The organism is Acinetobacter sp. WY4 (assembly GCF_018438165.1).
GTDB lineage: Bacteria > Pseudomonadota > Gammaproteobacteria > Pseudomonadales > Moraxellaceae > Acinetobacter.
In genome coordinates this window covers 2,761,447-2,775,904 of record NZ_CP053947.1, presented here as the reverse complement: position 1 = coordinate 2,775,904, position 14,458 = coordinate 2,761,447, and the positions used below count along the sequence as shown (strand labels likewise).

The window sequence follows — 14,458 nt, the reverse complement described above, 5'->3', positions numbered from 1 at the left end:
ATTAAGCTTGAGCTGCAATAACTGCAATTTCAATCAGCCAGTCCGGATTGACCAAATCTGCCTGAATCGTAGCACGTGCCGGCGTACCATGACCTCGTAACCATTCCACCCAAAGCTGGTTTACGGTAGCAAAATCATCTAGATGCTTGACAAATAATTGTGCAGAAAGCAGCTGGCTTTTATCGGTATTTGCCAATGCGAGCAATTCCTCAATTTTTGCAAAGACTTCCAGTGTTTGTCCGCGTACATCCAGATCCGTGCTATTCGGCACCTGACCTGATAGATAGACAGTTTGATGATGAATCGTCACCGCACTCATGATTTGATTGCTGTTGAGTCGCTGAATGGCTGTATTGTCCTGTGTCATGCTGATCTTCCTTGTTTGGGATGTTTCAATAAAATTTAAATTAAAAATTTAAGCGTCAATCTGGAAATTCACCCGAGCGGTCACCGCACACATCAACTCATAGCCAATGGTGCCTGAACTGGCCGCCACTTCATCAATCGGCAGAATTACACCTTGGGAAGATTGCCCCCAAAGTACCACTTCACTCCCCACATTCGCCTGCGGCAGTGCAGTCAGATCTACGGCCAGCATATCCATACTGATTCGACCCAATGTGTGCGTTTTCATTGAATCGACCAGCACAGGCGTACCGGTTGTCGATAGTCGTTGATAACCATCCGCATAACCACAGGCCACAATCCCGATCCGCATTTCCTGCGTGGCAATAAATTTGGAACCATAGCCAATGCTCTGACCTGACTGGATCATTTGAATGGCGATAATTTCACTGCGTAGGCTCATGCTCGGTTGCAGATTCCAGTCTTGAATCGTGTGTGTTGGATAATCTGGTGAACTGCCATACAGCATGATACCGCTACGTACAATATCGGAATGAAGGGTTTGATGATGCCGCAGAATGGCTGCGCTATTGCTGAGTGATGTTTTACCTTCAAGCCCCTGAATGGTCTGGCTAAAAATCAGGTTTTGATGCTGAATCCCATCCACACCAAAACGCTGGCCATCCGCATCGGAGAAATGGGTCATATGCGTGATTGAACGAACAGTATTCAGCTGATGCAGCTCCTGCCAGATTTCTGCATATTGCTGTGGTTCGAAACCCAGACGATTCATACCACTGTTCATTTTCAAGAACACATCAAACTGTACATCCGGCGCTATTTCGGCAAACTGTTTAAGCCATTGCACTTGATGCAGGGAATGAATGGTAAAGCTCATCCCGTGTTTCGCACATTCGAATAAATCCTCGAGAGCAAAAATACCTTCCAGCAAAATTAGCGGCTTCTTGCATCCCAGCGCACGCAGTCGTTTACCCTCTTCAATATCCAGAAAAGCAAAACCGTCCGCACCCTGAAGTGCCGCATAAACCCGTTCAATCCCATGTCCATAGGCATTGGCCTTAACCACGGCAAACACCTGACTATTGGGCATACATTGGCGCGCCACACTTAAATTATGCGCAAGCGCCTGTTGATGAATGATCGCAGTAATAGGACGTGGCATACATTCCTCCTTGAATATTCCGCCTCAGATGGTCTTAAGCTGCGTGGTGATAACGTGCCAATGAAAGACCTTCAGTGCTGATTTCAGGATCACGTGCCAAAACCAGATCGCTGATTAATTTTCCTGAACCGCAGGCCATGGTCCAGCCCAGCGTGCCATGTCCGGTATTCAGGAACAGATTTTTAAAACGGGTTTTTCCAATAATTGGCGTACTGTCCGGGGTCATTGGACGCAAGCCTGTCCAGAAGCTGGCCTGATTCATGTCACCCCCTGGGAATAAATCACGGGTCACCATTTCCAGCGTGCCGCGACGGTCTTCATTCAGACCCAGGTTAAAACCACTCAGTTCCGCCATTCCACCCACGCGAATGCGCTGGTCAAAACGCGTAATCGCAATTTTATAGGTTTCATCCAGCACGGTAGATTGCGGTGCGAAGGCCGGATCTAAAATAGGAATGGTCAATGAATAACCTTTTACTGGATATACCGGTAAATTCAGTTCAAGCGGTTTAAGGAAATCACGTGAATAACTACCAAAGGCCAGCACATATTTATCTGCTGTGAGCACCTGACCATTGACCAGAACGCCCTTGATTTGGTCACCTTCTACAATCAGCTTCTCAACGTTTTGATTAAACTTGAACTCTACACCCATCCCTTTGGCATGCTCTGCCAAAGCATTGGTAAACAGATAGCAGTCACCCGTTTCATCATTGGGTAAATGCAGACCACCCACCAGTTTGTCTTTTGCCTGTGCCAATGCCGGTTCTACACGCGCCAGCCCATCGCGGTCCAACAGTTCAAATTCAACTCCAGTTTCTTTCAGAACCTCGATATCGCGCTGAACCGCATCCAGCTGCGCATCTTTACGGAAAATCTGCAAAGTACCTTTCGCGCGGTTCTCATAAGAGATGCCAATATCCCGGCGCAAATTACGCAAACAGTCACGGCTGTATTCAGCCACACGCACCATCCGTTCTTTATTGACTGCATAATGCTGGGCATTACAATTTTTCAGCATTTGTGCCATCCACTGCAATTGCCACAAGCTGCCATCGACATTAATCGCCAACGGTGCATGATGCTGGAACATCCATTTGACTGCCTTAAACGGAATACCTGGTGCGGCCCAAGGGGTTGAGTATCCTGGAGAAATCTGCCCGGCATTACCGAAGCTGGTTTCTTGCGCCGGACCTGCCTGACGATCCAGCACAGTCACGGTTGCTCCCTGCTGCGCCAGATAGTAAGCGCTTGCCACACCAATCACACCACTACCTAAAACTAATACGCGCATTACCTTAACCCTCAAACATCTTTTCAGTTTATTTCACTAGTATATTTTTGCTTTAATAGTTAAATTCACTATATTCAGACTGTATATTCAGTGGAATAAATATTTTTTCGGGCAGAATTAAAAAAAAGAGGGAAATATTGATGCGCAAATTAGACCGCATTGACCGCATGATTCTGGATATCCTGCAACGCGATGGCCGGATTGCCATTAGCGAACTTGCAGCACGCGTCAATCTATCGACCACGCCCTGTTCAGAACGGGTAAAACGGCTAGAACGCGAAGGCATTATCATGGGCTATTACGCCCGTTTAAATCCGGAAATGCTGGAGCGCAACCTGCTGGTTTTTCTGGAAATCAAACTCTCTGCCAAATCAGGTGATGTCTTTGATCAGGTGGCACGTAACCTAACCGAAATCCCGGAAGTCCTGGAATGCCATTTAATTTCCGGTGATTTTGATTATCTGGTCAAAGCACGTTTAAAGGAAATGAGTGCCTATCGCCGCCTGTTGGGAGATTTACTAAAAAAACTGCCCGCTTCTGCTTCATCCCACAGTTATGTAGTGATGGAAGAAGTCAAAGAAAGTTTATATCTGGACCTAGGTATTTAGTAATGATGGAAGAAGTCAAAGAAAGTTTATATCTGGACCTAGGTATTTAGTAATGATGGCTTTTTAAAGCTACGGACAAAAACAACAAAGCCCCAAACGGGGCTTTGAGATCGAATATTGATTGGACTTATTAAACCTTAAGCAGGAATGCGTAGCACCTGTCCCGGGAAAATATCATCTGCATCTTTGAGCAACGGACGGTTGGCTTCAAAAATTTTATTATACTGATTGGCATCACCATAAAATTCTTTTGAAATTTTTGACAAGCTGTCACCTGATTTCACTGTGTAGAACTTACTTTCCGGCTCAGGACTGCTCACTGTAAGCTGATCATCCACTTTGGCGACATGATCAATATTACCCACGGCCAGAACAATCTTTTCACGATCGGCCTGGCTTTGCACCTGACCTCTAACCGTCGCCAGATCCGAAGCGGAATTATAACTAATGGATAAGCCAGTGATCGGAAGGCCCAGACTTTTCACATGGCCGAGTAATTTATTTGCCACTTCCTGAGCAGAGGGCTCTGCAGGTTGTGCTGCAGCCGGCGTTGTCGTTGTAGGTGCAGCCTGTGGTTCCGCAGCAGCTGTATTCTTCTTACCGATACCTTTTACAAAATCAAAAAGACCCATAGCGGACTCCATTCTTGTTGTTAATGTCACATCACTCTTATTTTTATAATGAAAACTCTATAAAGATAGTTAGTCATTGGTGATAGAAAGGTAATGGATTGTAAAACCTCCATTCATGTGAAAGGCAGACACAAAAAAACCACCTCGAGGGTGGTTTTTATGTTCAGCAAAGCTGAAATCGGCGATTAACCTAGTTTCTTAGAAACGTAGTCAATTGCAGATTGAACAGTTGTGATTTCGTTAGAATCTTCATCAGGAATCGTGATGTCGAAATCATTTTCGAAAGACATAACAAGTTCAACTAGATCTAGAGAATCTGCACCTAAGTCATCCATGAAAGATGCTTCGTTTTTAATCTCTTCGATTTTGATACCAAGTTGTTCTGCAACTGCTTGCTTAACACGTTGTTCGATATCGCTCACAGGAATTCTCCTCATTGCTTGTGGCGTTTTTAATGCCGTTAGTTTAATTGAATCTAAAAAATTTGGAAAGTTTATACTTGAGCTTAGCTCATGTATAAGCCCCCATTTACATGCATAACTGTACCAGTAATGTAACTGGCTTTATCCGAAGCCAAGAAACTTACGGCATTTGCAATATCCTGCGGATCACCTAAACGGTTTAATGCCACCTGCTCAGTCATCTTTTTACGAATTTCTTCGCTTAGCTGCTCAGTCATTTCAGTCGCAATAAAACCTGGTGCTACCGAGTTTACGGTAATCTGACGGCTACCCATTTCTTTGGCAAGGCTACGGCTAAATGCTTCAATACCTGCTTTGGCAGCAGAATAGTTGGCCTGACCCGGGTTGGCAAAGTGTGCCACCACAGAACTGATGTTGATGATGCGACCGAAACGCGCCTTGGTCATGCCTTTGAGTACGCGCTTAGACAAACGGTAAACTGCTTTCAGGTGAATATTTAAAATATCATCCCAGTCATCTTCAGACATACGCAGCAGCAAATTGTCTTTGGTAATACCGGCATTATTGACCAACGCAAGGACTGGACCATAGTTCTGTTCGATGTCCGTTACCAGCCCATCAATCGCTGCACCGTCACGTACATCTAGTACTCTTCCAGCACCATTTTCAGCAAACTGTGCAGATAATTTTTCCGCACCTGCTTCAGACGTTGCAGTACCTATGACAAAATAACCGTCTTGAATCAACTGTTGTGCGATCGCAGCACCAATACCACGACTTGCACCTGTTACCAGAGCAACTTTACGTTCCTGTGTCATGCACTTTTCCCTTCTGCCGCCAATACGGTGTTTAATGCATCTTCCAGACGGGATTGACTGTCCAGTGGAAGTGCTTTTTGAATATTCGGCAAGCGTTTCGCCAAGTTGGTCAATACATTACCCGGACCACATTCTACGATGTACTCAATGCCTTCATCTTGAAGGTATTGTAAGGTTTTGGTCCATTGTACTGACTCATAAAGTTGCGCGGTCAACGCCTGACGCAATTCATCTACATTGGTTGCCGCTTGCGCGCCTACATTTTGTAATACAGGAATGCGTGGCAGCTCAATGGCGGTTTGTTCCAATGCCGGAGCAAACTGTTCAGCAGCAGGTTTCATCAATGAACAATGCGATGGAACCGATACTGGCAATGCAATGGCTTTTCCGCCGTTTTCTTTGGCCAATGCCATCACTGCTTCAACGCGATCTTTATTGCCTGCAACGACAACCTGCCCTTGCGCATTGTAGTTCGCCGCTTCGACAGAACCTTCTCCTGCTGCAGTTGCTTGTGCACACAGCTCAATCACTTTGGCATCGTCCAGACCCAAAATGGCAGCCATCGCACCCACACCCTGAGGTACAGCAGTCTGCATGAGTTTGCCACGCAAGTTCACTAGCTTCGCAGCATCACCCAGGCTTAAAGCACCTGATGCAACCAGTGCGCTGTATTCACCCAGTGAATGGCCTGCAAGATATTTCGGTGCTACACCGCCAGATTCCAACCACACGCGCCATAAGGCAATACTTGCAGTCAGCAATACCGGCTGGGTAAATTCGGTTTGATCCAGACCTTCGCCAGTTTGCGCAATCTGCCACAGATCAAAACCGACGGCTTCAGATGCTTCTGCAAATGTCTCGCGAATACTCGCAAACTGTTCTGCAAGCTCAGCCAGCATACCAGCTTTTTGTGAGCCCTGACCCGGAAACACAAATGCAGTTTTAGTTACGGGCGCTGCTTGTTCGAGTGGTGTAGCAGACATAATAAAATCCTTTCATTCAAGAGGTGTGCTTCTTCAATCCTAACAAGAAGACTGACCAATAAGACCACCTAAATCATTGTGGAGCGCAATTTAGCATGTAATTTTGCTGGCGGTAATTGCCAAATACAACAAAAAACCGATACACCTAAAAATCAAAAACAAAAAAAAGGGGAGCTAAATGCTCCCATTTTTTTCTACTAAGCTTGACGCTTAATACATCACCAATTATTCAGCAGATGCTTTAGCGAATAATTGACGACCACGGTAGATACCATCTTTAGATACGTGGTGACGACGGTGAGTCTCGCCAGTAGCTTGGTCTACAGTTAATGCATTCTCGGTTAAAGCGTCATGTGAACGGCGCATGTCACGGCGAGAGCGACTTTTACGGTTTTGCTGAACGGCCATGATGGCTCCTTACAAAGATCGAAAAAATGGATCAGAACAAATTCGATTGTCTTATACACAAGAGTATAACACAAAAATTAGTTAAGTTTACCCTTCAAAGCAGCCAAAACTTCAAACGGGTTGTCCCGTTTTTCTTCAGCCACTTCTTCTACGGAAGGTTGATGCTTATGTTCACAAAACTCATGTTTAGGCGACAACGGCATCAACAATAACAGTTCATCTTCTATCAGCGCGAGCAAATCAGCGGTCGCAGGTGCATCATAATCACCTTTGGTCGTTGCTTCACTTTCACCTAGGACGATGAAATCAGCATCCTCATCCAAGCGCTCTATCAGTGACTCATCATCCACAAGTGCCAAATGGAACGAAGAAACCAGTTCAATTTCTACGGTTTCCAGACAACGCTGGCATTCCATAGGAACTTTTGTTTCAACGTGACCATCTAGCCATGCAATACGATGATAGGCATCCATTGATAGCTTACAGTCTATGTTAATCAATTGATCATCAATTGATCCAACAGCTTCACGAGCGATACGAACAAAGCGGGATAAAGGCAGTTGACCTGACCATTTAAAGCCCTGTTCAGCCCATTTAAACGGCTCAATCTGTGCCGGAAAGGTATTTGCTGACATAATTAAGGCGGCAATTCTACAAATTCATCAGTACTCTGTCAAAGATTAAGATACAATTTTGTACTTATTTCAACAGACCATTTGGGTAACTCAAGTCATGCATCTGTTGCAGCCGCAAACAGAAGTGAATGTTTCATCACTCGTTAGCACAATTCCAAGCCTTGATTCTGACAGTTCAACACAACAAGTGCAACTCTCGCCATGGGCGAATTTATCGTCAGAAGCGCAGCAAGTGGACTGGCTCATCTTACACTTTAATCACTGGTTTTCCCATTTAAATGTCACTTTAGTGCGTGGCGAATTTGAACCAGAATATTTCCCTGCTAGCGCAGACCGTCCTGCCCGGATCCAGTTTGCGCATGGTTTCTTTAATAGCGCTTTGCATGAAATCAGCCACTGGACCATTGCCGGAGACAAACGCCGTCTGCTGCCTGATCTGGGTTACTGGTATGCTCCGGATGGCCGTACTCGCGAACAGCAGGCTTTATTTGAACAGGTCGAAATCAAGCCACAGGCAATTGAGTGGATGTTTGCCCAGGCTTTTGGCCGTAAATTCCGGGTTTCTTTGGATAACCTGACTGGCGACGGCGGTGATGGCGCTAGCTTTAAAGATAATGTCTACGCTCAAGTACAGGCTTATTTTAATGGTACAGCCAAACTTCCACGTGATGCAGCTCGCTTTATGCAATGTATCTGTATCTGCATCAGAGGTGGCAAAAGTTTACAATCTGATGAATTTATACGTGAAATGCTTGATTAAATTACACAAATCTACCTTTTTTATGATTGCCAGATCTTGCCTGAGCGCCACATAATAAGCCATCAGCCCAAGCTTGGAGTAGTCTCTATGCTGCATTTACGCGTACACCCAGACAATCCGCAACCCCGCTTAATCAGTCAGGCAGTGGAACGTATCCGTGCGGGTGATGTGGTGGTCTATCCCACTGATGCGGCCTATGCGATTGGTTGCCAGATTGGGAACAAGAGTGCCATGGAGCGGATTGCGCAAATTCGTGGTCTGGGCCCAAAGCATCAATATGCGATTCTGTGCTGTGATTTGTCCGATATTGCCACTTATGCCAAGGTGGACAATGCCATGTACCGTTTGCTGAAAAATAATACACCGGCTATTACGACCTTTATTTTACCTGCGACCAGCGAAGTCCCGCGTCGGTTGATGCATCCCAAGAAAAAAACCATTGGTCTGCGCATTCCAAATAATCCGGTGTGTCAGATGCTGCTCAAAGAACTCGGTGAACCGTTGTTGACCTCTACCCTGATTTTACCGGGTCAGACTGACCCACTCGATGATCCTTATGATATTGAAATGCAACTGGGCAAACGCATTGATGTGTTTGTAGATAGTGGTTTAGGCACGTTAAGCACGACCTCTATTGTAGATTTATCAGGTGATCATCCAGAAGTGATTCGTCGTGGTATGGGAGATGTCAGCGCCTTTGAATAAATGACGCTTGAGAAATTCCTATAAACATTGAGGGAGTCAGAATGAATGGATTTATTTTATCTCCTACTGAATCAGCATGAATTTTCTGCACAGGATTTGATCTATGCAGAACTGCCTTGGACACTGCAATCCAAGGCAGTTCTGGTCGAAGCACATCCTTCTCCCCATCTCACTATAAATATTGATCATACTGAGTACCAATTTTTCCTGACGTTGGCTCTAGTGAGACAGTTGTTACAGATCTACTCCAACCAAAATGTATGCCTGGCAGAAACTTGCCAACGTATCATTGAATTTGCGACCAAGGAATACAGCCATTCCTCACCATGAAAATCTAAAACAGCATATGGTGAGAGGTTGCAGTTCTATTCTTTTCAATTCGGCAGATATGCAGTGGCTGGCAAAGACAGTTTAGGAATCTGAACTACGTTCATAATGACGAACCGCAATGAAATTTGGACATTGCGATAGCTTCTGTTCATGATGCATGAGCTCTTCACCCAGTTTATTTTTCAGATACACATGAAAAATAATCTGATCCTCTTCCAGTACATTCAGCATCGCTGTACGTGCCTTGGGTTCCATGACTTTAAAGGAGTTGATCGACTCACAAGACATGGCTTGCATATCCAGTTTAATCCGTTCATCCAGCTGATCACCCTCATAAGCCATATGCCGCATGTAAAAACGGATATTGGGATATTGGTCCAGCACACTAAAATCCATTTTCATGGCCTGCATGACAGGTCGGGCCTGTTCTGCAAAAGCTGAAAATCCGCCTGATTTCAGTCCTGTGCGTGCTTCATCTTCAAGCTGCATAATCTGATATTTGGGATAAGCCCAAAATCCCCCGAATGCGATCATCCCAATAACAACCAGAATAAGTGGCATGCTTTCTTCACCTTTTTATTGATTTTCGTGATTCTTGACTATTTTTCGAGAGTATAGCGGTATTTTTGACCAAAAATTATAGGAAAATATTTTATTAATACTTATTAATTTTATGTTTTTTAATGGGAAATCCGTTTAAAAATCACTCAATATCTGCCAGCTAGCTTATTTTCTCTTTTGATGAGAATCACTGTATTGATCGAGTTTTTTAAGTGCATCAACTGGCCTCATCCACCAGATACGCTTGATTATGAGAGCCAATTTAACGTGAAAATCACCGCAGCATTTCCCGCTATGTTCTGTCATTTTTCTCGTTGCTATTTTGAAAGAGCTGATAAATTCCATTATTTTTTTAAGTTTTTATGGCTTTGACGGCTTATTTAATTTATTTAAAGTTACTTTTCCAGTACAATGACAACGCTTAATCCTGTGCTTTTCTTTCGATCAGATACCGAAAATCAAGCCTTTGCATGCCTTTGAAAATTCGCGTGGCCTATAATTGTAATGACTCAAATTATCCATAACACTATGGAATCTGCTCCGCACATTCGGGTTCTGGATGAATGGCAGGATACAATTCCAGAGGATCTGTACATTCCTCCAGCGGCATTTGAAATCTTATTAGAACATTTTGAAGGCCCACTCGACTTTTTAATTTACCTGATTCAAAAAAACGGTTTTGATCTGTTACAGGTCGATATCGCGCCGATTGCAGCACAGTATTTGTCTTATATGGATGCGATGAAATCTCTGAACATCGAGCTGACGGCCGATTATATGGTGATGGCGGCTTTACTGGCAGATCTGAAATCGCGTTTGCTCTTACCTAAACCGAAAAGCCTGACTGCGATTGAACAGGATCCAAAACAAGAACTGATTGACCGTTTAGAAAATTATTTAAGAATTAAACAGGCAGCAGAACGTCTGGGCCAGATGCCAATTCTGGAACGTGACACTTTCACCACTAACATCAGTCTGGGAGACATCCAGCAGCCGAATGAAGGCTATTCAAGCGATTTATTGCGTGATGCCTTGCTTTGTATATTTAACCGTCCTGAACCGGTGATTCATCAGGTGCAACAGGAACCGGTACTGCTGGAAGAACGGATTGCCTATATTGAAAGTTGTATTGAAACTGGCGCAGTGCTCAGCTTTAAGGACTTGTTGAAACCGAGCCAAGGCCGTATGGGTATGGTAGTGACCTTTATGGCGGTACTGGAACTGACCCGACAACAAAAAATTCAGATTATTGCTACAGGTATTGAAGCCCCGCTCGCGATTCAAGGAGCCAGTCAATGACATTCGATCAGAATACGCTGTTATCTGCAGAAGATAATCTGCATGAAGTATTGATGCAGCTTGAAGCGATTATTTTCGCCAGCGACTCCGCGGTTTCACTGGCGCGTCTGAAAGAAGCTTTTCAAGATCGCTATAGCAAACCGGAATTACGTCAGTATTTACAACAACTTTCCATGCTCATGCATGGCCGTTCGATCGAACTGATTGAAACAGCACAAGGTTATCGTTTTCAAGTGCGTGCAAAATATCGTAATATTATTGCACAGACCTGGCCTGAGCGACCGGCTCGCTTGTCGCCTTCATTACTGGAGACGCTTGCAGTGATTGCTTATCACCAGCCAGTGACTCGAGCGGATATTGAACAGATTCGTGGTGTTACGAATAACAGTCAAAACCTGCGTACGCTGTTTGACTGGAACTGGATTAAAGAGTCCGGATTTCGTGAACTCCCTGGAAGACCTGCGTTGTTAATGACAACGCCACAATTTTTAAATGCGTTTGGCCTGAATAGTTTGGGCCAATTGCCTCCCCTGCAGGATGCCAAGGAAGCTTTTATGGCCCTCGATGCGAATGCACCGAAGTCATAAATAGGTGAACTGTTGATAATTATTTCTAAGGTTATGCTGTCATGAGTGAAAAGTTGCAAAAGGTGCTTGCACGCGTTGGTTTGGGTTCTCGCCGTTATATGGAAGAAGTCATTGCCGCGGGTCGTGTAAGTGTCAACGGGCAAATTGCCCAAGTGGGTGAACGAATCGAACCAGGTGATGAGCTTCGCATCGATGGTCGTAAAGTTGCCTTCCAGATTGAAGACGAAATCCGTCGTCGTGTCATTATCTACTACAAGCCCGAAGGGGAGATCTGCTCACGTAGCGATCCTGAAAACCGTCCGACCGTGTTTGAACAGCTGCCTGCTATTCCGGGCGATCGCTGGGTGATGGTGGGTCGTCTGGATATCAACTCGACCGGTCTGCTCTTGTTCACAAATGATGGCGAACTTGCAAACCGCTTGATGCACCCATCGAATGAAATCGAACGTGAATATGCAGTTCGTGTCATGGGTGAAGTTACACCACAAATTCGCAACAACATGCTCAAAGGCGTGGTGCTAGACGATGGTCCGGCAAAATTCGAATCTTTCTCTGAACTCGGTGGTGACGGGATCAACCGTTGGTTCCAGGTGGTAGTAAAAGAAGGTCGTAACCGTGAAGTACGTCGTATCTTTGAATCACAAGGCCTGAAAGTCAGCCGTCTACTGCGTACCCGTTATGGTACTGTGATTCTGCCACGTGAATTGCGTACTGGTCGCTGGATTGAACTGGATAAAAACGATATCGACAACCTGACCAAAGCTGTGGAATTGAAGCCACGTCAAGGTACAGGCTTATTTGGTATGGCGAAACGCCGTAACGAGCGTATGCAAGACAAACCGATGGCTGCGCGCCGTGGCGGTTTCTTGCGTCAGCAACGTCGTGACAGTGATGAGCAACCACAAAATAATACTGGCCGTGAGCGTCGTGATGAAAATGCTTATGGTCGTCGTGACAGAGCTGAAAACCAGAATGGCACTCAGTTTGTACGTCGTGAAAACCGTCCGGATCAAGGTTTTGGTCGCCGCGAAGAGCGTGATGAAAATGCGCCGCGTCGTCCATATGGCGTCAACAAAGGCTTTAAAAAGTTTTAATTAAGATAAATAAAAAAGTCAGGCACATTGCCTGACTTTTTTATGCCTTATGCATCAGGCACTTTGTGGAATCCCTTGCGGGATAGCACCGATTAAACGCTTGGTATATTCATGCTGTGGAGATTGATACAGTTCATCTGAATTGGCGATTTCTACCAACTCCCCATGATTCATCACCATGATCTGATCAGAAATATATTTCACTACCGATAAATCATGCGAAATAAAGATATAGCTCAGACCAAATTCATCCTGTAAGTCTTGTAGTAAATTCAGCACTTGCGCCTGTACTGATACATCCAGTGCCGAGACCGATTCATCACAGATTAAAATCTCAGGTTTTAAAGTCAGACAACGTGCAATTGCAATCCGCTGACGCTGACCACCAGAAAACTCATGCGGATAACGATAAAAAGCATGTGCAGGCAAGCTGACCCTCTCCAACAAGTCTAAAGCCATTTGTTTGCGTTCGGCATCATCCTGACCAATCTTGTGAATCTGCATCGGTTCCATCAGGATTTGTCCAACAGTAAAACGTGGATTCAGCGAAGCATAGGGATTCTGAAAAATGATCTGGATTTTACGTTGATACTGGGTAAATTCCTTTTCCGACATATCCAGAATATCCCGCCCCTGAAACAGTGCCTTACCACCTGTAGCCTGTTGCAGACGCATCAGTAATAAACCGATGGTGGTTTTACCCGAACCGGACTCCCCGACCAGCCCCAAGGTTTTTCCTTTGGCCAGCTGGAAAGAAACTCCTTTTACTGCCTGAAATTCATCTTTGCCAAACAGTCCTTTACGACTATAAAAAGATTTCTTCAGATCCCGTACATCCAGAATAATTTCCTCTCCACCCTTTAGCCCACGTGAACGTTGCGGAAGCTGAGTATTCAGACGGATATCTTCTAGCCAGGTTGAGCCATCCTGTTTCATAAAATCGCTGATCATCGGCAAACGTAACGGACGTTGCGACAATTGTGGACGGCAGTGTAACAAGGCTTTGGTATACATGTCTTGAGGCCGGTCCAGCACCTCCCGAACCGGACCCTGTTCACGGATTTCCCCATGACGCATTACAATCACCTGATCAGCAATTTCACCAACCAATGCCAGATCATGGGTAATAAACAGCATCGACATCTGGCGACGTTGCCGCAGCGATTCCAGCAAGTCCAGAATCTGCTTTTGAATAGTCACATCCAGAGCTGTGGTCGGTTCATCTGCAATCAACAGTTTAGGTTCACAGGCAATGGCCATGGCAATCATGACCCGTTGTTGCTGTCCACCGGAAAGCTGCCCCGGATAGGCATCGATTTTAGTTTCTGGCGTAGGGATACCCACTTCTTTGAGGAGCTCCAGGGTACGTTGCCGCGCCTGTTTTTTATTCATGCCCAAATGTAGTTGCAGGATTTCTGCAATCTGCATGCCTACCGTAAATACCGGATTTAGCGAAGACATTGGCTCCTGAAAAATCATGGCAATGTCTTTGCCGCACATCTGGCGCATTTCACGGGTTTTAAGCTTGAGCAGGTTTTTCCCTTCAAAGATGATCTGGCTATCTTCTGAAATACGTGCGCTTTCTGCCGGAAGCAGGCCCATAGTGGCGAGGGAAGTAACCGACTTGCCACTCCCCGATTCACCGACCAGTGCAACTGTGGTATTGGCCGGAATCTCGAAAGAAACCCCTTTTACGGTTTCAATATATTCTTTATTTTCACCTTTAAAACTGACTCGCAGATTTTCTACGCGAAGTAGCGCAGGTGCTGTGCTTGGATTGATTTCAGACATCGT

General features: G+C 45.2%; 18 protein-coding genes. 7 read left to right on the top strand and 11 right to left on the bottom strand.

Translation table 11 applies throughout. From position 1 onward, the window contains the following. Position 1: 1 nt before the first annotated feature. The 3 genes from G4D73_RS13010 to G4D73_RS13000 are packed head-to-tail and all read right to left on the bottom strand — an operon-like array spanning position 2 to position 2,822. Positions 2 to 367: a RidA family protein gene (locus G4D73_RS13010; protein ID WP_213686932.1), complete on the bottom strand. Its 366-nt coding sequence runs from the start codon at positions 365 to 367 to the stop codon at positions 2 to 4. Between the two features lie 48 nt (positions 368 to 415). Then, complete coding sequence (gene alr, locus G4D73_RS13005) at positions 416 to 1,528, bottom strand: alanine racemase (protein WP_213686931.1); 1,113 nt, start codon at positions 1,526 to 1,528, stop codon at positions 416 to 418. Between the two features lie 34 nt (positions 1,529 to 1,562). Beyond that, positions 1,563 to 2,822, bottom strand: a complete 1,260-nt coding sequence (locus tag G4D73_RS13000; RefSeq protein ID WP_213686930.1) for a D-amino acid dehydrogenase — start codon at positions 2,820 to 2,822, stop codon at positions 1,563 to 1,565. 140 nt (positions 2,823 to 2,962) lie between these two features. On the opposite strand from G4D73_RS13000, the gene G4D73_RS12995 reads away from it, so the two are divergent. Beyond that, on the top strand, positions 2,963 to 3,430 hold the full coding sequence (locus tag G4D73_RS12995; protein WP_004646102.1) for an Lrp/AsnC ligand binding domain-containing protein: 468 nt from the start codon (positions 2,963 to 2,965) through the stop codon (positions 3,428 to 3,430). A 137-nt stretch (positions 3,431 to 3,567) separates the two neighbouring features. On the opposite strand, the gene lysM is transcribed toward G4D73_RS12995, so the two are convergent. From lysM to G4D73_RS12965, 6 genes are all read right to left on the bottom strand, one after another. Continuing rightward, a complete protein-coding gene (gene lysM, locus G4D73_RS12990) occupies positions 3,568 to 4,062 on the bottom strand; it encodes a peptidoglycan-binding protein LysM (protein WP_004279231.1) in 495 nt (164 codons plus the stop codon). Between the two features lie 185 nt (positions 4,063 to 4,247). After that, positions 4,248 to 4,484, bottom strand: coding sequence for an acyl carrier protein (gene acpP, locus G4D73_RS12985; RefSeq protein WP_004646101.1), 237 nt, complete (start codon positions 4,482 to 4,484; stop codon positions 4,248 to 4,250). Between the two features lie 83 nt (positions 4,485 to 4,567). Further along, positions 4,568 to 5,302, bottom strand: coding sequence for a 3-oxoacyl-ACP reductase FabG (fabG, locus tag G4D73_RS12980; RefSeq protein WP_004279229.1), 735 nt, complete (start codon positions 5,300 to 5,302; stop codon positions 4,568 to 4,570). After that, on the bottom strand, positions 5,299 to 6,285 hold the full coding sequence (gene fabD / locus G4D73_RS12975; RefSeq protein ID WP_004279228.1) for an ACP S-malonyltransferase: 987 nt from the start codon (positions 6,283 to 6,285) through the stop codon (positions 5,299 to 5,301). The genes fabG and fabD overlap by 4 nt, the downstream gene beginning before the upstream one ends. Before the next feature lie 225 nt (positions 6,286 to 6,510). Continuing rightward, complete coding sequence (gene rpmF, locus G4D73_RS12970; RefSeq protein ID WP_004279227.1) at positions 6,511 to 6,693, bottom strand: 50S ribosomal protein L32; 183 nt, start codon at positions 6,691 to 6,693, stop codon at positions 6,511 to 6,513. 77 nt (positions 6,694 to 6,770) lie between these two features. Then, complete coding sequence (locus G4D73_RS12965; RefSeq protein ID WP_213686929.1) at positions 6,771 to 7,328, bottom strand: YceD family protein; 558 nt, start codon at positions 7,326 to 7,328, stop codon at positions 6,771 to 6,773. A gap of 97 nt (positions 7,329 to 7,425) precedes the next feature. Here G4D73_RS12965 and G4D73_RS12960 point away from each other — a divergent pair, with 97 nt between their 5' ends. From G4D73_RS12960 to G4D73_RS12950, 3 genes are all read left to right on the top strand, one after another. Continuing rightward, on the top strand, positions 7,426 to 8,088 hold the full coding sequence (locus G4D73_RS12960) for an elongation factor P hydroxylase (RefSeq protein ID WP_180087434.1): 663 nt from the start codon (positions 7,426 to 7,428) through the stop codon (positions 8,086 to 8,088). A gap of 87 nt (positions 8,089 to 8,175) precedes the next feature. Then, entirely contained in the window at positions 8,176 to 8,793 is a 618-nt protein-coding gene (locus G4D73_RS12955) for an L-threonylcarbamoyladenylate synthase (RefSeq protein ID WP_004646095.1), read from the top strand. Between the two features lie 45 nt (positions 8,794 to 8,838). After that, positions 8,839 to 9,123, top strand: a complete 285-nt coding sequence (locus G4D73_RS12950) for a hypothetical protein (RefSeq protein WP_168386737.1) — start codon at positions 8,839 to 8,841, stop codon at positions 9,121 to 9,123. Positions 9,124 to 9,204: 81 nt separating this feature from the next. On the opposite strand, the gene G4D73_RS12945 is transcribed toward G4D73_RS12950, so the two are convergent. Further along, positions 9,205 to 9,684: a hypothetical protein gene (locus G4D73_RS12945; protein WP_071851463.1), complete on the bottom strand. Its 480-nt coding sequence runs from the start codon at positions 9,682 to 9,684 to the stop codon at positions 9,205 to 9,207. Between the two features lie 504 nt (positions 9,685 to 10,188). Here G4D73_RS12945 and G4D73_RS12940 point away from each other — a divergent pair. Genes G4D73_RS12940 through rluB form a run of 3 tightly spaced genes read left to right on the top strand, consistent with a single transcriptional unit; the run spans position 10,189 to position 12,664 of the window. Continuing rightward, positions 10,189 to 10,983 carry a segregation and condensation protein A gene (locus G4D73_RS12940; RefSeq protein ID WP_181953439.1) on the top strand — a complete coding sequence of 265 codons (795 nt, stop codon included), beginning with the start codon at positions 10,189 to 10,191 and terminating at the stop codon, positions 10,981 to 10,983. Continuing rightward, complete coding sequence (gene scpB, locus G4D73_RS12935) at positions 10,980 to 11,570, top strand: SMC-Scp complex subunit ScpB (RefSeq protein WP_213686928.1); 591 nt, start codon at positions 10,980 to 10,982, stop codon at positions 11,568 to 11,570. Before G4D73_RS12940 ends, scpB begins: the two co-directional genes overlap by 4 nt. A gap of 41 nt (positions 11,571 to 11,611) precedes the next feature. Next, positions 11,612 to 12,664 carry a 23S rRNA pseudouridine(2605) synthase RluB gene (gene rluB / locus G4D73_RS12930; protein ID WP_004279219.1) on the top strand — a complete coding sequence of 351 codons (1,053 nt, stop codon included), beginning with the start codon at positions 11,612 to 11,614 and terminating at the stop codon, positions 12,662 to 12,664. 54 nt (positions 12,665 to 12,718) lie between these two features. Here rluB and G4D73_RS12925 read toward each other — a convergent pair whose 3' ends face one another. Beyond that, complete coding sequence (locus G4D73_RS12925) at positions 12,719 to 14,455, bottom strand: ABC transporter ATP-binding protein (RefSeq protein WP_213686927.1); 1,737 nt, start codon at positions 14,453 to 14,455, stop codon at positions 12,719 to 12,721. Between the last annotated feature and the right edge of the window lie 3 nt (positions 14,456 to 14,458).